This is a genomic window from Rossellomorea sp. LjRoot5, assembly GCF_964253455.1.
In the GTDB taxonomy this organism is placed as follows: Bacteria; Bacillota; Bacilli; order Bacillales; family Bacillaceae_B; genus Rossellomorea.
Genome location: NZ_CAXUQN020000001.1, coordinates 104,763 through 120,241 on the forward strand (window position 1 = coordinate 104,763; position 15,479 = coordinate 120,241).

Sequence of the window (15,479 nt, forward strand, 5' to 3'; positions counted from 1 at the left end):
TTTGCTCCTGACCTCCATCGTCAGTGTAATGATGATGTTCGGTTCACCTATTTTTGCAGGTACAAGCATAAATGAATTGATTCCAAACGACTATCAGGAAAATAAGTTCAAAAAAAATAGTGACCTCATCCATGATCAGTCATCAACAAACCAGAAGATCCGAATTCCCGATGAACAGAAGAACCTGACCTTTGAAGGACGTCCAAGCAACGGATTGAACGAGTTGAAAGATAAAATTTTCTACAATGAAGAAAAAGATACCAATACAATAAAAGCAAAAGCTGTAAATCTAAAACTTTTTAGTCAATCCGAATCGGCACGATTAGGTGGATTGGAAGAAGACAGTCAATCCTCTTCTTCCCTTTCTCTTTTGATTGCTGTATTTGTAGGGATTTGTGTATTACTTCTCATCATGGTTATTATCATCTGGAATAGAACGGCTCAAAGAAAACAGGGATTGAAATAATAAGAAGAGGTGCCCAGCGAAATATGGGCACCTCTTCCTTTATTAGTTATAAGTCTCATTCACCACCCTATATAAATGCACAGAAGCCCCTTAATTTCGTCATATCGACCTTGCTAAGGGGTAAGGTTGGTATTAGAAGTGAAAGACCTAATAAAGCAATCTAGACGAAAAGAGACCTGACAATTCATTCAGGTCTCTTTTTTAGATCAGTGTTTATCTTCATGACGGATAGCGAATACTTTTTTCGCCACCGTTAAGGCATTAAGAACGCGTGGGAACCCTGTATATGGGATTAAATGAGTGATGCTCTCGACGATTTCTTCCTCCGTAAGCCCTGCTGTGAGTCCAGTGTTGATATGGAGCTCAAGCTGAGGCTCCGTTCCTTGTGTCACAAGGGAGGAAATGGTGACGAGGGCACGTTGCTTATTCGTCAATCCTTTTCGGGAATATATTTCACCATAGGCAAATTCAATGATGTATTTTGCCACATCGGGAGCGATATCTTCCAGTGCTTCAGAGATTTTGAGATGAGTGGCGATTTCTTTGTTATCGGTCAGTGTGTATTCCATCAGTTTATCCAATCCGAGTTGATATCTGTCTTGATTCATCTTCCATTCCTCCTGTCTAAGTTGCTACAGGAATACTATAACGCTGAAAGTATATATGCGTAAAATACATATAATTTATCGGTAGTATGCAAAATAGTTATATGTTTTATCGATCATCCAGCATTTTCTTGAACTCACGAACAGCAAAAGATTCATATCGTCCTTTTTTCGTGATGATCCCTAAGTTCCAGGGAACGACTGGGTTTACGATGCGAATGGATTTGACGACTCCCTGGTCCACTTTTTTAGAAATGGATTGAGGGAAGATGGAAATGCCAAGATTTTGCCCGATCATTTCACCTATGAAATCCCACTGTGAACTCTCATAGGCGACCTTAGGATAAAATCCCGCTTTTCTGCACTCATCAATGATTTTGTCATGCAGGGCAAAGTCTTCACTGAAGAGGATGAAGTCCTCGTCATGTAATTCGTTCATTTCCACCGAATCTTTTTCCGCCAATGGGTGAGAGTGATGAACAAATAGCATATGTTTCTCGGAAACGAAGGGGACGACATCAAACTGCTCTTCATCCATCGGTAAGACGACCACACCAAGGTCCAGCCTCCCATCCCTCACTTCTTCCTCCACTTTATTGGCACCATACTCGTTCAGCTGTATCTGGATGTCCGGATATAATGTTTTAAATTCCTTTATGATGCTTGGAAAAAATAAAAAACCAATCAAAGGCGGGATCCCGATTTTGATTTTCCCTTTCTTTAAGTTCATTAAGTCATACAGATGAGTCGATAAGTGATCAAGAGATTCAAGGATAACCTGTCCCTGTTCATAAACGATTTCGCCCGCTTCCGTCAATTCGATTTGCCGTGCGGACCGGTCGATCAGTTCCATGTCCAGTTCATCTTCCAGACTCCGTACCATCTTACTGAGGGTGGGCTGGGATAGATGAAGAACGTTTGAAGCCTTCGTAAAACTTTTGAATTTGGCCACTTCATTAAAGTAGGTAAGCTGTCGAATATCCAATAGTTTCTCTCCTTTTCAATCTATAACTTTTTTGCATGATAAGTATAGTTTTAATTCATTTTACTTATTAATAGGAGAAGAGTAAAATTTCTTACGTCAAAATAATTACTGTTTAAACGATTGAAGAGTAGTGCGAATGCGTGCACTCTCTTTTGTTTTCTTTAGAAGGGTGGAAAGAAGTTGTTTAGTATTTTAATAGGATTGGTGCTATTGATGGTCTTCGCTTACCTGGGGTGGTCCATCATATGGATTGCACCGATCGTCGCAGGCATTGTCGCGCTGATGAGCGGTATGGATCTGATGGAAACGTACACCGACACTTATATGTCGGGGTTCGTGAATTTCGCCAAGCAATGGTTTCCGATTTTCTTACTGGGAGCCGTTTTCGGGAAGCTAATGGAAGATACAGGGGCAGCAAAATCTGTCGCTTATCAGATCACGAAGATGATTGGGGAGAAGCGAGCCATTCTTGGGGTGCTGGTCGCTTCGGCCGTACTGACTTATGGGGGCGTGAGTCTCTTCGTCGTTGTGTTCGCCATCTATCCCATCGCTCTGGCATTATTCAGAAACGCGGATATCTCAAGAAAGCTGATTGCACCGACGATTGTACTGGGGGCATTTACGTTCACTATGACGGCTGTTCCGGGAACACCGCAAATACAGAACTTAATCCCGATGAAGACGTTCCACACGACACCAATGGCAGGTTCATGGATGGGAATTGTATCCTCAATCATCATGGCTGTCGGGGGATACCTGTGGCTCGTGGGCAGACAGAAGAAAATGGCTGCAAGCGGGGATACCTTTAAGGAAATCAGTCAAGCAGGGGCAGGGTCCAATGAAGAGCAACAAGCTTTACCGAATTGGATCGTCTCTTTGCTGCCATTACTTTTGGTTGTCTTGTTATTGAACGGTATCAAATTGGACGCCATTCCTTCTTTACTGGCAGGGATTGTTCTGATTCTCCTTATTAATGTGAGCAGGTATAAGAAATTCATCCCTTCCATTAATGAGGGGGCAAAGGGCTCTGTGATGGCAATCATCAATACCAGTGCCGCAGTAGGATTTGGTGCAGTCGTGACGAGTGTACCTGACTTTGACCGCATCACGGATCTAGTATTAGGAATTTCGTCAAATCCCTTGATCTCTGAGTCATTGATCGTACAGATCCTTGCCATGATCACCGGTTCTGCTTCAGGTGGAATGGGAATTGCCATGCAGGCACTGGGCGACACCTATTACCAACTGTCTCAATCGACGGGAATCAGTCCGGAAGCATTTCATCGCATGGCTTCCATTGCTTCCGGGGCATCGATACTGCCTCATAACGGAGCATTATTGACGCTTCTGGCGGTTACGAATGTAACGCATAAAGACTGTTATAAAGATGTGTTTATTGTCGGTCTTGTAATCCCTACCATCGCAGTCATAGCAGGGATCATCATGGCAAGTATAGGATTAATATAAAATTAAAGGAGTGTTTTGAAATGGTAGAAAATAAAGTGGTTTTAATTACGGGTTCAGCAAGCGGCATCGGCTTTGAGTTAGGGAAATCCTATGCTGAAAAAGGAAGTAAAGTGGTACTGACAGATTTGAACGAAGAGGGTGTTAAAGCAGCTGCTGATAAACTTAAAGCTCTTGGATATGAAGCAATTGGACTTAAAGCTGACGTAACGAGTGAAGAAGATATCAAGAATATGATCGACACAGCCCAAAAACAATATGGACGCATCGATGTACTCGTGAACAATGCGGGGTTACAACATGTGTCTCCAATTGAAGAGTTCCCGACAGCGAAGTTTGAACTTATGATCAAGATCATGCTTACCGCCCCTTTCATAGCCATCAAACATGTTCTGCCAATCATGAAAGAACAGAAGTTTGGCCGTATCATTAATGTCTCTTCCATTAATGGCTTAGTGGGCTTTGCTGGAAAAGCTGCTTACAACAGTGCGAAACACGGCGTGATCGGATTGACGAAAGTGGCGGCTCTGGAGTCGGCTCCTTTCGGGATCACGGTGAATTCAATTTGTCCTGGTTATGTTGACACACCACTCGTAAGAGGACAATTGAAGGATATTGCCACTACGCGCAACGTTCCTTTAGAAAAAGTACTGGAAGAGGTCATCTATCCGTTAGTCCCTCAAAAACGCTTGCTCGATGTCAGTGAAATTGCCGATTACGCAATGTTCCTGTCCAGCGATCAAGCGAAGAGTGTAACGGGACAAGCGGTCGTCATCGACGGCGGATATACCGCACAATAAATTGTTTCATTCTTTATAAGACTTCGGCGTATTAAATGCTGAAGTCTTTTTTTATCCTTTTATCGAGTCGTTAGACGACATTTCTATTTTCAACACAAACGTTCTTCCGCCGACATTTTTATCCCTAGCCACTTTCTGAATCAATTTTATCCCAGGACATCTTTTTTCACTCTTCAATTTCCATCTACTTAAAATGTAATAAAAAGGTAGTTTTCTAGTTTCGTAGTGTAGTAGAAAGAGCACGATTTGAAGTAAGAATATGTAAAATTCACTGAGTTTACATATTTGTATACATGTAAACAAAAACGTATACAAATGTATACAAATATGTACACATGTACACAAACAAGTACACATGTTGTTATTAAGGTATGTGTACAATTAATGTATACAACGATACAAAAGTGTATACAACTCAACGCTCTCTCGCTTGCCATATTCGATAGAAAAGTAGGATTGACCGAAGACGAGAAATTGTATACTCTGAGAGTAAGAGTGGAAATGTTTTGACAAATTCTTACTCATGAATGAAAGGATGATTTTAATGACTAACTCTCGCATTGCAGCCATTGATGTTGGTAATGATTCTTTAAAAGGTATGTTTGGAAAAATGGACGCTGAGGTGAATATCCCGAACGTCATCGCAAGGGATGTTGAAGACCGTCCTATCATCGGTATCGAGGAGCTGGATACACAAGACCCGCTAGACGGCATACATATCCGTGTCCACTCCCCTGCCCTGAAAGACAATAATGCAATTTATCGTGTCGGTAATCTTGCGACCAAGAGCAATAACTCGACTGAACTGGATCCAGGCAGTAGTAAATCAGAAGAAGATCAAACATTAGTCATGCTGTTTGCTTCTATCGCACTGGATGCAGCGCGTCACGAATCAGATTTTAAAAAGAATAATAATGTAATAGAAGCAAACTACACACTGGGAACAGGACTTCCCCTGCGTGAAGTAAAGGAAGGGAAAGATGTTGGATACCGTTCAAGATTATTAGGTTCGGTTCACCAGGTCGAATTCCTTGTTACTCCACGCTATCAAGGCATCAAAGTAAATATTAAATTTGATGAAGTGAAGGTGTATCCTGAAGGATTCGCTGCTTTTATCAACCTTGTGATGGATAATAATTCAAATATCATCAACAAAGATTTGATCGATAAGCGCATCTTGATACAGGATATTGGTGGATTATCAACAGATATCGCGGTCATCAAAGATCGTAAAGTAGACGATGATAAAGCTCAAGGGTTTAACCTGGGTGTATCTGAATCACTTGAATTGATTCGTGAGGAGATCCGTTCGAAGCATGGTATTGAGCTTGACAGCCGTCGTGATGTGGTCGAAATCATCACGAAGAAAAATGACCGCAATCATATTATGGTAAAAGGTAGTCGTACAAGCGTACACGATATCGTAGACCGCATCATGCTTGAACTGGCTAAGAAGCAGTACCGCCATCTTCGCAATATGTGGCAAAAGAATTCCCAAACGGAAATCTGCTACTTCATCGGTGGAGGGTCTAGTGTCCTGAAAGAATATATCAAGACGCTTAACAACAATCTTGATGGGTACAATATCGACTTCTTTGAAGATGAGAAGGAAAGTATCTGGATGATGGCCAATGCTTACTACAAGCTGATTGCCGACTTCTCAAGAAAAACACAAAAGCAACAAGCCCCGAAAGAAGAACAAAAATTAGCGAAAACCAAATAGGGTGATGGTATGACTGAAAAAGGGATGTCGAGGGGACAGCCGATCACATTTCGGATCCCTTCAGATACACCTGACCACGTTTTAAAACATTTACAAAAGCTCAAAGAAAAAGAAAAACGGAATTTCTCCAGTAAAATTGCAGAGCTTGTCCTAAACGGGGTAAATGATACGATTTCCAAACAGCGGGAAGCGATTACGATTCCACTTCCGAAGGGTCTGGACAAGTCCCAACGTGACTGGCTTAAGCATGAACACTCAGAAGCGCTGCTTGGAAGCATCGTATACCAGTTGCTTTCAAACCCGGTACGGACTGCCTCCCTTCTTGCTTCTTTGAGCAGTAATTCATTGGATATCGATGAAGCACTTTATCTTCAGGAAGAATCGGCAGCAAGTCACGATACCGGAAGAGAGTGGTCCCTTGATCAAGTGATGGATGATATCCCTGAAGAAGTAGTGGATGAACGTTCGTACTCAACAGATGAAGAACTGGACAACTTCGACTGGGACAATGCCATGAAACCCAAGGAAACCGTCAATGAGGAACCTAAAGAAGAGTCAATGGATGATCTGTTAGGAGACTTCCTTGCCCAAATGAATAAATAACAAGAACCTGGAGTGTGGCCCTTTGGCCTATCGCTTCAGGTTCTTTTTGGTTCTATATCCCCTATCGCTTCTAAGCATATTCACCCTTTAAATTCAACCACCTATTATAGTTGGAAACTGTAACCGATTTGTCTTATTTGAATTATTATTTCCACAAAAACTCCACAAATGCATATGCCTCTAAGGGAAAATTGTTACAGCCTGTTACAACCGATTTAAAACATGTATAAAAAATGGCAGTTTACTTCAAATAATTCCCACCACATGGTTTAACAGGGGCGGAAATCGAGGTAAACACCGATTAAACAGAATAAAATTTTTGCACACAGTCATTGGCTACACCAAATAAGAGGAGAGATTCGATGAGTATTCAAAAAAGTAATGATAGCTCAAGTCTCGCAGAAGTAATTGATAGAATCCTGGATAAAGGAATAGTCATTGATGCATTTGCCAGAGTTTCCTTGGTAGGAATTGAAATTCTTACAATAGAAGCAAGAGTCGTCATTGCAAGTGTAGATACATGGTTACGATATGCAGAGGCAGTTGGGCTCTTAAGAGACGATGTTCAAGAAGAGGGCTTAGCGAAACAGGAAAATGAAAGAGGAACAGCATTTAGCGTTTAAACAAGTAAGTAACATATAGTTTTACTATTTTTTCTAGAAAAGAGGATGGATATGGCAGAAACAAAAAGCAGTCAACAAGTGGAAGAAACGAAAAATACTGAAGGAAACGAAGAACAAACAACTGAAAACAGACAATCCATGAATTACGCGATTATAGGTGGAGTAGTCGGAGCGGGTCTCGGATTGCTTACAAATCCGGGTACAGGAAAGAAAATGGTGGACAGTTTAGGGAAATCAGAAGTGATGAAAGCTGCAAGTAAAGAATTGCGAAGGTCAGCACAGGAATTCCTGACAGAGCAGGCCATCATCACCCTTAGACAATCCGCTACCGGATATATGAGCAGGCTCGAAGGTGGTTTGCTGTCACCTAAGAAGAAAAAAGAAGAGGCGTCGGAGAACACTGATGCCAAAGCTGAACAGAATGAAGGTTCTTCCAATCAATCAGAAGAATTAGAAGGGATCAAAGAAGAAAACAAGAATTTGAATGAGCGTTTAGAACGTATCGAGGAAATGCTGAACAGCCTGGTGGATTCTAAGAAATAATCGCATCCCTGAAGGGGGCATTACATGAGTAAGCCTGTAAAAAAAGCAGTTGGGAAGATGGCTAAAAAAGCATACGACCATGCTCCAGAACCAGTGAAAGATAAAGTGAAAGATACGTTGAAAGACAAAGCGAAAGAAACATTTGTAAACAGTGTGGAAAGTGGTATTCAATCAAAAGCCAACGAAGCATCAGCGAAATTAGATAATGCAAAAGAGAAAAACGCCGAAAATGTTCATAACAAAGCAGAAGAAGCAAAAGAAAAAGTACAGGATGTCCTGCTTTCCGTACGAGAAAAGTTAGGAAACGCAAAGGAAGCAGGAGAAGAGTTTCAAAAGAAAGTCTCTTCATCGAATGACAAACAAACAAAAATCAAAGGCGTGGGAAATATTAAGGGAGCAAGTGACATAAAGAGTTCCTTTAATATAAAGAGTTCGACTGAAATCAAAAGTTCGGAAAACATTAAATCATCAAAAGACATTAAGACAATCTGTTCATAAACACTGGAAGGAGAATAACAATTGGCTATTCAAAAGAGTAATAACAGTTCGAGTTTAGCAGAAGTCATCGACCGTATTCTGGACAAAGGGATCGTCATTGACGCATTTGCAAGAGTATCCGTCGTTGGAATTGAAATATTGACAGTTGAAGCAAGGGTCGTCATCGCAAGCGTTGATACATGGTTGCGTTATGCAGAGGCAGTAGGCCTCTTACGGGATGACGTCGAAGAAAACGGACTTGCTACACAGCAGAATGAAAGAAGCTCCCAGTTCAGCATCTAAATGGAGTACCACTAAAAGAATAAAAGTATGAAGGGGGCCATTATTGGCACCCTCCCCTTCATCTAAAGTAGGAGGCAGCTATGGTAATCAAAGAAATCATGAATAGTGTGACGGATTTCTTCAATGAACATGTAGCTCCGGTCCATAAGATAACGTCAGTGGAACTGACAGAAGATGAAGGCTGGAAGCTGCAAGTCGAAGTGATTGAAGAAAAAGAATATATGAAGAAATATGCGAAAGACGAAATGCTTGGAACATATGATGTTCTACTTAATAAAGAAAAGGAAGTCACGTCATTTAAACGACGGGATATCCGTTACAGAAGTGCCATTGGTCAGGAAATGTAGTGGCTCTAGCGAGTAGGAGGGAATTGTAAGTGACGGTCTTAACAAAACGGATCAAAAAGGATAGCAGGGCATTAATACAAGATGATGAAACGAAAGAATTGCTTTCGCGCTCATTGCAATATCTAAAAGCTGGATATCCTGTGCATTTTACAGGCCCTTCTGGAGCCGGAAAAACGTCTCTTGCACTCGCACTGGCGAAGAAGAGAAAAAGACCGGTTATGCTCATGCACGGAAACCACGAACTGAATAATAAAGACTTAATTGGTGATTTTACGGGTTATACAAGTAAAAAGGTCGTCGATCAATATGTACGATCCGTTTACAAAAAGGACGAAAGCGTCACAGAGACATGGAGAGACGGTCGATTACTGGAAGCCGTCAAGAATGGTTATACCCTTGTATACGATGAATTTACACGATCACAGCCGACGACGAATAATATCTTCCTATCCATTTTGGAAGAAGGAATCATTCCGTTGTATGGTTCGAAGCTCACAGAGCCCTTTATTAGAGTACATCCGGAATTTGCCATCATATTTACTAGTAATCCTGCAGAGTATGCAGGGGTTTATCAAACACAGGATGCTCTACTGGATAGGTTAATCACCATTAACGTAGATTACAAGGGAGCAGAACAAGAAGCGAAGATTGTATCAGAAAAAGCTAACCTGGTTATGGGTGAAGCAAGAGCGATTACTACACTAATCTCAACATTACGCGATCAATGTACAAATGAAATGAACGGACCGAGCTTGCGTGCTTCCTTAATGATTGCAAGACTCGCCATTGAATCAGACATTCCCATAGACGGTAAGGATACAGATTTTCAACGTCTATGTATTGATATAGCAGCACATAGTATAAGTCGATGTATCGACGGGGAAAACTCACAAGAAAAAGCAGAACAATTGATTATAGATGCATGTAAACGTATGAAGGTATCTGAGGAATAAAGGAGAGTATTATAATGAGCCAGGAAGAAATGGGAATTTATATATTTTGTGCCATCCAAACCAATGAAGACGATCAATTTGGTTCGATTGAAATAGAAGGCCAAGAACGCGAGACGTTCACGATCAGATATAAGGACGCAGCTATGGTAGCAGCAGAAGTGCCCATGAAAATTTATCATCCCAAGAAGCAGAATTTACTGATGCACCAGGGAGCTGTATCCCGGGTCATGGAACAAAAGGATACGGTCATCCCGATCAGCTTCGGAAATGTCTTTAAATCAACAGACGATGTAGAGGCACTGCTTGAAAACCTTTATCCACAGTTCGAAACTCTTTTCCCGGCCATTAAGGGAAAAATCGAGCTGGGCTTAAAGGTTATCGGTAAAAAGGAATGGCTTGAAGCAATGGTAAAGGATAACCCTCAGGTAGAAAAAATGGCCACAGCCGTTAAAGGCAAATCAGAATCAGCAGCGTATTATGACCGGATTCAGCTTGGCGGAATGGCTCAGAAGTTATTTGCTTCCCTCCAAAGTGAGATTAAGGAAGAAGTGTATGCACCTCTTGAGGAAGCGGCAGTATCGGCAAAGGCCAACGAACCTTCAAGTGAAAAAATGCTTCTTAACGCTTCTTTCTTAATCGACCGGGATCAGGAAGAGTTGTTCGATCAAAAAGTCAATGAAGCACATGAAAAGTGGAAGGATAAGGTCGAATTTAATTACAGCGGCCCTTGGCCGGCATACAACTTTGTCAACATACGATTGAAGGTTGAGGAAGGCTGATGATTCATAAATTGGGGAGTGCACCAATTAATTTAGTCATAAAAGTCGCTGAAAAGATCAAAGAAGAGGCAGACAAAGAATTGTACGACCTTCCTACCATTCAACAAAAATTGATTCAGCTTCAGATGATGTATGAATTAGGAGAAATTCCTGAGGAGGCATTCCAGGAAAAAGAAGATGAGCTCTTAACAAGGTATGAAATTGCGAAACAGATGGAAATGGAACAATGGGAAGAATTAACGAAAAAGAAACAAGGGTGATCAGATGAGCGATTTACTTTATTTATACGGCTTAATTCCGACAAAAGAAGCAAATAAAGAAAACCTGCCCTCCATGAAAGGATTCGATGGAGAAAGTGAGCTGTACTCGATTGAAATCGGAGAAGTGACAGCCATAGTTTGTGATTTACCATCAAGTGAATACTCTGAAGAAACCATTAAGGACAAAGTCGATAACGACATGGATTGGCTTCAGGAAAAGGCATTTCATCATCACGAAACGGTATTGATGGTTTCAAAGTTGTATACCATCATCCCCTTGAAGTTCTGTACATTATACAAAAATGAGGATAGCCTCAAGTCCTCGATAGAAGGCAATCGAAACAAGCTCGAGGCGACCTTTGAACAGCTGGATGGCAACGAAGAGTGGAACGTCAAGATCTACTGTGACGATAAGCTGCTGAAAGAACAAGTAAGTGAAAACAATCCATCCATCGAAGCCAAAAGGAAAGAAATCAGCGAGTTACCAAAGGGCAGGCAGTTCTTTGAAAAGAAAAAAATCGATCAGCTGATTGATCGGGAACTAGAAAATGAAAAGAACCGACTTTGTGAAGAGGTTCATGAAAAGCTGAAAGAACATTCCCTGCATGGGAATATCAAAAAAAATTGGAGTAAGGATGTCACAGGCCGACAGGAACATATGGCCTGGAACAGTGTATTTCTCCTTCCTGCATCCAAAGTAGATGAATTTGTTGAAGAAATAAAGCAATACGAAGAAGAACTGGGACACGCAGGTTGGAAAATTGAAGCATCCGGCCCTTGGCCACCTTATCATTTTTCTAGTTTTTCTTAATCACAAAATAAGGAATGAGAAATATGACAGTCAGAGAATCGATCGAAAACAAAGATATAGCCCTTATAGATATTTTAGATGTCATTCTCGACAAAGGTGTGGCGATAAAGGGAGATTTGATTATATCCATTGCAGGTGTCGACCTCGTGTATCTGGATTTGCGAGTGCTGATCTCCTCAGTTGAGACATTGGTGCAACACAAGCAGGGAACGCGCAAAACGGTAACATCCGATCATTTCGATAAAGAAAGGGAGGGATTGATTCATGCAACAGGCCAGCGGGACAAATGGGCGAATTAATTTCGACCCTGAAAAAGCAGAACAAGGATTGGCACAGCTTGTATTAACTGTTGTAGAACTATTAAGGCAAATCGTCGAGAGACATGCGATGCGCCGTGTAGAAGGCGGCACGTTAACAGATGAACAAGTGGAGAATCTAGGCATTGCCCTAATGAACTTAGAAGAAAAGATGGAAGAGTTGAAAGAGGTATTTGGTCTTGATGCAGAAGACTTGAATATAGATCTTGGTCCTTTAGGGAGCTTAATGTAATGCCGAATAAGGAGGTTACATGATGGGTATGGAGCATCCGGCACAATCCAACACAATCGTGGATGTATTAGAAAAGATTTTAGATAAAGGAGTTGTCGTGGCAGGAGATATTACGGTGGGAATCGCCGATGTCGAGCTGCTTACGATAAAGATCCGCTTAATCGTTGCTTCTGTAGATAAAGCAAAAGAAATAGGCATGGACTGGTGGGAAAATGATCCCTATCTCAGTTCCAAAGCCGCAGATAACAACACGAAAGCACTTGAAGAGGAAAATAAGAAATTACAGGAACGACTGGAATCACTTGAAAAGAAATTGGATACAAACCGTCTTAATACGGCGGAAACAACTAACTAAATGGAGGTTTTACCGATGGCAGAAAAAAATAATAAGCAAAACACAACAGTTGAGAATCAAGAACAGGAAAAGAATTCAACAAATGAGAATAAGGCAAGAAGAAGCGGCCCTATCAAAAGAACCGTGGCAGGAAGTCTGTTAGGAGCAACTGTAGGATATCTGGCAACACCTGAAAATGGAAAGAAACTTCTGGATCGTATCGATCAGGAGAAAATCAAAAGCAAAAGCCTGGACTTCGGGAATGCAGCAAAGGAAAAATCCAGAAAAGCCGCTGTCTCGTTAAAATCGTCAACAGCTAACCTGTTCAAGCGTGATAAAGAGGAAGAAGCTTCTGAAGACACGGAAACGGCCGTTAACTCAACAGAAACGAACAGTCAAGAAGAAGAGTCTAGCCAGGACTATGATGCCCTTAAACAGGAAAATGAAGAACTTCAGACCCGCTTACAGCAATTAGAAGAGAAAATGAATCAAATTGCCGGAGCAGGTGAAGATGAAAGCGATGAAGAGGAAGACGAAGACGAGGATGAAGAAGAAAAAGAAGAAGAAAAAGAAAAAGAAGAAGACGAAGAAACTTCTTCAAGTAAGAAATCTTCTAAAAAGCCTAAAGAAGAAGCGTCTGATGAAGATGAAGAAAATGTAGAAGACAAAGAAACTGATGAAGATGAAAACGCAGAAGACGAAGAAACTGATGAAGATGAACAAGATGATAGCGAAGAAGAGGAAGAAGCTTCCAGCAAGAAGAAATCAAACGGCAAATCTGGTTCAAAGGGAAAGAAGCGTTCTACTCGCAAGTCTTCAGCTAAAAGTAAAAAATCTGCAAAAAAAGATGATGATAAAGACGAAGGTCAAGACAAAGATCAAGACGAAGATACAACAATCTCTACCGAAGATGATACTGTAGCTTAACAATAAAGGAGATGTGAAAATGAGTGTAGAATCAGGTACAGGGAAGGATAGCATCTTAGAATTTTTTGTACAGGCATCAAACAAGCATGATTTTTCATTAGACATCACGTTAAACGTCAAAGGAGCTGTCGTAACAGGTACCCTCGTCTCCGCAAAGGAATACTTCGATTCATTGAGTGAAACCTTTGAGGATGGCAGTGATGTAGCTCAGAAGCTGAGTGAGGAGCTTGCGAGAGCCGGAGAATCTGTAGAAGAAAATCAAAGTGCTGAAGCTCACTTTATTCATTTGAAGAACACAAAGGTGTATTGTGGCGACAGCAAGCCGACCCCTTCGAAAGGGAAGATCATGTGGCGTGGGAAAATAAGCGAAGTCGATGGATTCTTCTTGGGTAAAATAGCAGAATCGAAAAGTAGTAAATAATGCAAAAAAAGCAGCCAGATACAGTTACTGGTTGCTTTTTTGTATTTTCAATCCCTCGACAAGGAATTATTTCCCGGGGAGGATTTACCGGATTCGACACAAATCTCCTTTCCGGTAATCGAAGGAAAGGAGATTTTGTTATGATCCCGGTTACACAAGGATGACCCAAAGGAGTAAGGTGAAAACAAGAGCCGTTAAACCTTGAACCAGTGTAGCTGCAGTTTGCGCCTTATACGCATCTGTGACTTTCATCCCGCTGAATTGGGTTACAACCCAGAAATAACTGTCATTGACATGACTCACTGTCATGGCCCCTGCACCAATGGCCATGACCACTAAAGCAAGAGGCACGGCTCCATCAATCCCCATCTGTGGCAGCAATGGAGCAATCAAGGAGGAAGTAATGACGAGCGCCGCGGTTGAAGAGCCCTGAGCCGATTTTAATAGTGCCGCGACAACAAATGGTATGAGAAGGACGAGGGCACCGGAAAGCAAACCTCCGTCTGCGATTCCTTGAATCAATTCTGCAACAGGAGTCGCCTTGATAACGGAACCGAATGCTCCTCCTGCGCCTGTGATTAATAGAATATTGGTTGCATCTTTCATCCCTTGAGTGACCCAGCCGTTCAGGGTTTCTTCATTCCACTTCGGCATGAGGGCAAAGGCAGCGAGGACTCCGATGAGTAAAGCGACAACAGGAGAACCGATGAATAAGAGGACCTCTGCTGCTCCGCCTTCCCATTGAAAGAAGCTGACGATTGAACCTGCACCAATCAAGAGGATGGGAAGTACAATCGGAGCAAAGGATTTGAACGTTGAAGGAAGTTCCCCGAAGGATTTGACGATCTCATCATAATCCAAATCCAGTTCTTCTTCCCCTTCGATTTTAATTTTACTTGCGACTTTGATGGCCCAAAGATACCCTGCCAGAATCGTAGGAATGGCTACAATCATCCCGATTAAAATAATGGTTCCTAAGTAGTCGCTGGCACCGATGTTCCCGGCTGCTGCGATGGGACCCGGAGTGGGCGGAACCAGCGTATGGGTGGCATATAGCCCTGTTGCAAGTGCAACGGACATGGAAGCTAAAGCTACTTTTGCACGCTTTGCCAACGCTTTTTTCAAGCTTGAGAGAATGACGTATCCGGAGTCGCAGAAGACGGGGATGCTCACGATTGCGCCAATAAGGGACATAGCCAATTGTGGCCTCTTTTCCCCCACTAAACGAAGAACCACTTCTGCCATCCTGAGAGCGGCACCGGATTTCTCTAAAATAGTCCCGATTATGGTACCCGCTACGATAACGATACCAATATACCCCATTAATCCTCCGAACCCACCGTTGACTGCTTCTACGACGGTATTCAGTGGCAGTCCTGCAAAGATACCGACCAAGAACGCAGCAAACAATAACGATAGAAAAGGCTGAAGCTTCAATTTAGCCGTTGTGAAAATGATGAACCCTACCCCTAATACAATGACCGTAAATAACCAAATTCCTGACAT

Annotated in this window: 22 protein-coding genes; 19 read left to right on the forward strand and 3 right to left on the reverse strand. The window is 41.9% G+C overall.

Annotation, left to right across the window (positions count from 1 at the left end):
* The first annotated feature begins 1 nt into the window (after position 1).
* Positions 2-466: a type VII secretion protein EssA gene (gene essA, locus ACSQ2E_RS00525; RefSeq protein ID WP_435988877.1), complete on the forward strand. Its 465-nt coding sequence runs from the start codon at positions 2-4 to the stop codon at positions 464-466.
* Between the two features lie 206 nt (positions 467-672).
* On the opposite strand, the gene ACSQ2E_RS00530 is transcribed toward essA, so the two are convergent.
* Both ACSQ2E_RS00530 and ACSQ2E_RS00535 read right to left on the reverse strand, forming a co-directional pair.
* Entirely contained in the window at positions 673-1,074 is a 402-nt protein-coding gene (locus tag ACSQ2E_RS00530; RefSeq protein WP_435988878.1) for a carboxymuconolactone decarboxylase family protein, read from the reverse strand.
* Between the two features lie 106 nt (positions 1,075-1,180).
* Positions 1,181-2,056: a LysR family transcriptional regulator gene (locus tag ACSQ2E_RS00535; protein WP_435988879.1), complete on the reverse strand. Its 876-nt coding sequence runs from the start codon at positions 2,054-2,056 to the stop codon at positions 1,181-1,183.
* Between the two features lie 180 nt (positions 2,057-2,236).
* Here ACSQ2E_RS00535 and ACSQ2E_RS00540 point away from each other — a divergent pair, with 180 nt between their 5' ends.
* The 18 genes from ACSQ2E_RS00540 (at position 2,237) to gvpU (ending at position 13,973) form a co-directional block, all read left to right on the forward strand.
* A complete protein-coding gene (locus ACSQ2E_RS00540; protein WP_435988880.1) occupies positions 2,237-3,523 on the forward strand; it encodes a GntP family permease in 1,287 nt (428 codons plus the stop codon).
* 20 nt (positions 3,524-3,543) lie between these two features.
* Entirely contained in the window at positions 3,544-4,320 is a 777-nt protein-coding gene (locus ACSQ2E_RS00545; RefSeq protein ID WP_435988881.1) for a 3-hydroxybutyrate dehydrogenase, read from the forward strand.
* A gap of 544 nt (positions 4,321-4,864) precedes the next feature.
* On the forward strand, positions 4,865-6,043 hold the full coding sequence (locus ACSQ2E_RS00550) for an Alp7A family actin-like protein (RefSeq protein WP_435988882.1): 1,179 nt from the start codon (positions 4,865-4,867) through the stop codon (positions 6,041-6,043).
* A 9-nt stretch (positions 6,044-6,052) separates the two neighbouring features.
* Positions 6,053-6,646, forward strand: coding sequence for a hypothetical protein (locus tag ACSQ2E_RS00555; protein ID WP_435988883.1), 594 nt, complete (start codon positions 6,053-6,055; stop codon positions 6,644-6,646).
* A gap of 362 nt (positions 6,647-7,008) precedes the next feature.
* Complete coding sequence (gene gvpA, locus ACSQ2E_RS00560) at positions 7,009-7,269, forward strand: gas vesicle structural protein GvpA (RefSeq protein WP_435988884.1); 261 nt, start codon at positions 7,009-7,011, stop codon at positions 7,267-7,269.
* Between the two features lie 51 nt (positions 7,270-7,320).
* A complete protein-coding gene (gene gvpT, locus ACSQ2E_RS00565) occupies positions 7,321-7,812 on the forward strand; it encodes a GvpT/GvpP family gas vesicle accessory protein (protein ID WP_435988885.1) in 492 nt (163 codons plus the stop codon).
* Between the two features lie 24 nt (positions 7,813-7,836).
* Positions 7,837-8,310, forward strand: coding sequence for a gas vesicle protein GvpQ (gene gvpQ, locus ACSQ2E_RS00570; protein WP_435988886.1), 474 nt, complete (start codon positions 7,837-7,839; stop codon positions 8,308-8,310).
* A 21-nt stretch (positions 8,311-8,331) separates the two neighbouring features.
* Positions 8,332-8,592, forward strand: coding sequence for a gas vesicle protein GvpJ (gene gvpJ, locus ACSQ2E_RS00575; RefSeq protein WP_034764908.1), 261 nt, complete (start codon positions 8,332-8,334; stop codon positions 8,590-8,592).
* Between the two features lie 80 nt (positions 8,593-8,672).
* Entirely contained in the window at positions 8,673-8,939 is a 267-nt protein-coding gene (gvpO, locus tag ACSQ2E_RS00580; protein ID WP_034764910.1) for a gas vesicle protein GvpO, read from the forward strand.
* 29 nt (positions 8,940-8,968) lie between these two features.
* Positions 8,969-9,892 (forward strand): gas vesicle protein GvpN, encoded by a 924-nt coding sequence (gene gvpN, locus ACSQ2E_RS00585; RefSeq protein ID WP_435988887.1) that lies wholly within the window; start codon positions 8,969-8,971, stop codon positions 9,890-9,892.
* Positions 9,893-9,906: 14 nt separating this feature from the next.
* On the forward strand, positions 9,907-10,671 hold the full coding sequence (locus tag ACSQ2E_RS00590) for a GvpL/GvpF family gas vesicle protein (RefSeq protein ID WP_435988888.1): 765 nt from the start codon (positions 9,907-9,909) through the stop codon (positions 10,669-10,671).
* Positions 10,671-10,931, forward strand: coding sequence for a gas vesicle protein GvpG (locus ACSQ2E_RS00595; protein ID WP_435988889.1), 261 nt, complete (start codon positions 10,671-10,673; stop codon positions 10,929-10,931). The genes ACSQ2E_RS00590 and ACSQ2E_RS00595 overlap by 1 nt, the downstream gene beginning before the upstream one ends.
* 4 nt (positions 10,932-10,935) lie before the next feature.
* Positions 10,936-11,742, forward strand: coding sequence for a GvpL/GvpF family gas vesicle protein (locus tag ACSQ2E_RS00600; protein WP_435988890.1), 807 nt, complete (start codon positions 10,936-10,938; stop codon positions 11,740-11,742).
* Positions 11,743-11,765: 23 nt separating this feature from the next.
* Positions 11,766-12,041 (forward strand): gas vesicle protein, encoded by a 276-nt coding sequence (locus ACSQ2E_RS00605; protein WP_435988891.1) that lies wholly within the window; start codon positions 11,766-11,768, stop codon positions 12,039-12,041.
* Entirely contained in the window at positions 12,007-12,291 is a 285-nt protein-coding gene (locus ACSQ2E_RS00610; RefSeq protein WP_034764925.1) for a gas vesicle protein K, read from the forward strand. Before ACSQ2E_RS00605 ends, ACSQ2E_RS00610 begins: the two co-directional genes overlap by 35 nt.
* A 22-nt stretch (positions 12,292-12,313) precedes the next feature.
* Positions 12,314-12,646, forward strand: a complete 333-nt coding sequence (gene gvpJ, locus ACSQ2E_RS00615) for a gas vesicle protein GvpJ (RefSeq protein ID WP_435994349.1) — start codon at positions 12,314-12,316, stop codon at positions 12,644-12,646.
* Between the two features lie 15 nt (positions 12,647-12,661).
* Positions 12,662-13,552, forward strand: a complete 891-nt coding sequence (gene gvpT / locus ACSQ2E_RS00620; RefSeq protein WP_435988892.1) for a GvpT/GvpP family gas vesicle accessory protein — start codon at positions 12,662-12,664, stop codon at positions 13,550-13,552.
* 19 nt (positions 13,553-13,571) lie between these two features.
* Entirely contained in the window at positions 13,572-13,973 is a 402-nt protein-coding gene (gene gvpU, locus ACSQ2E_RS00625; protein WP_435988893.1) for a gas vesicle accessory protein GvpU, read from the forward strand.
* 150 nt (positions 13,974-14,123) lie between these two features.
* Here gvpU and ACSQ2E_RS00630 read toward each other — a convergent pair whose 3' ends face one another.
* Positions 14,124-15,479: a GntP family permease gene (locus tag ACSQ2E_RS00630; RefSeq protein ID WP_435988894.1), complete on the reverse strand. Its 1,356-nt coding sequence runs from the start codon at positions 15,477-15,479 to the stop codon at positions 14,124-14,126.

What these genes read in the sequence shown, in the direction of transcription:
- ACSQ2E_RS00545 (WP_435988881.1), top strand. Translation starts at nt 3,544, where the DNA reads ATGGTAGAAAATAAAGTGGTTTTAATTACGGGTTCAGCAAGCGGCATC.
- ACSQ2E_RS00595 (WP_435988889.1), top strand. Translation starts at nt 10,671, where the DNA reads ATGATTCATAAATTGGGGAGTGCACCAATTAATTTAGTCATAAAAGTC.
- ACSQ2E_RS00530 (WP_435988878.1), bottom strand. Translation starts at nt 1,074, where the DNA reads ATGAATCAAGACAGATATCAACTCGGATTGGATAAACTGATGGAATAC.
- ACSQ2E_RS00610 (WP_034764925.1), top strand. Translation starts at nt 12,007, where the DNA reads ATGCAACAGGCCAGCGGGACAAATGGGCGAATTAATTTCGACCCTGAA.
- gvpJ (WP_435994349.1), top strand. Translation starts at nt 12,314, where the DNA reads ATGGGTATGGAGCATCCGGCACAATCCAACACAATCGTGGATGTATTA.
- gvpO (WP_034764910.1), top strand. Translation starts at nt 8,673, where the DNA reads ATGGTAATCAAAGAAATCATGAATAGTGTGACGGATTTCTTCAATGAA.
- gvpT (WP_435988892.1), top strand. Translation starts at nt 12,662, where the DNA reads ATGGCAGAAAAAAATAATAAGCAAAACACAACAGTTGAGAATCAAGAA.
- ACSQ2E_RS00630 (WP_435988894.1), bottom strand. Translation starts at nt 15,479, where the DNA reads ATGTCAGGAATTTGGTTATTTACGGTCATTGTATTAGGGGTAGGGTTC.
- ACSQ2E_RS00555 (WP_435988883.1), top strand. Translation starts at nt 6,053, where the DNA reads ATGACTGAAAAAGGGATGTCGAGGGGACAGCCGATCACATTTCGGATC.
- gvpT (WP_435988885.1), top strand. Translation starts at nt 7,321, where the DNA reads ATGGCAGAAACAAAAAGCAGTCAACAAGTGGAAGAAACGAAAAATACT.
- gvpQ (WP_435988886.1), top strand. Translation starts at nt 7,837, where the DNA reads ATGAGTAAGCCTGTAAAAAAAGCAGTTGGGAAGATGGCTAAAAAAGCA.
- ACSQ2E_RS00600 (WP_435988890.1), top strand. Translation starts at nt 10,936, where the DNA reads ATGAGCGATTTACTTTATTTATACGGCTTAATTCCGACAAAAGAAGCA.
- ACSQ2E_RS00550 (WP_435988882.1), top strand. Translation starts at nt 4,865, where the DNA reads ATGACTAACTCTCGCATTGCAGCCATTGATGTTGGTAATGATTCTTTA.
- gvpA (WP_435988884.1), top strand. Translation starts at nt 7,009, where the DNA reads ATGAGTATTCAAAAAAGTAATGATAGCTCAAGTCTCGCAGAAGTAATT.
- ACSQ2E_RS00590 (WP_435988888.1), top strand. Translation starts at nt 9,907, where the DNA reads ATGAGCCAGGAAGAAATGGGAATTTATATATTTTGTGCCATCCAAACC.
- ACSQ2E_RS00605 (WP_435988891.1), top strand. Translation starts at nt 11,766, where the DNA reads ATGACAGTCAGAGAATCGATCGAAAACAAAGATATAGCCCTTATAGAT.
- gvpU (WP_435988893.1), top strand. Translation starts at nt 13,572, where the DNA reads ATGAGTGTAGAATCAGGTACAGGGAAGGATAGCATCTTAGAATTTTTT.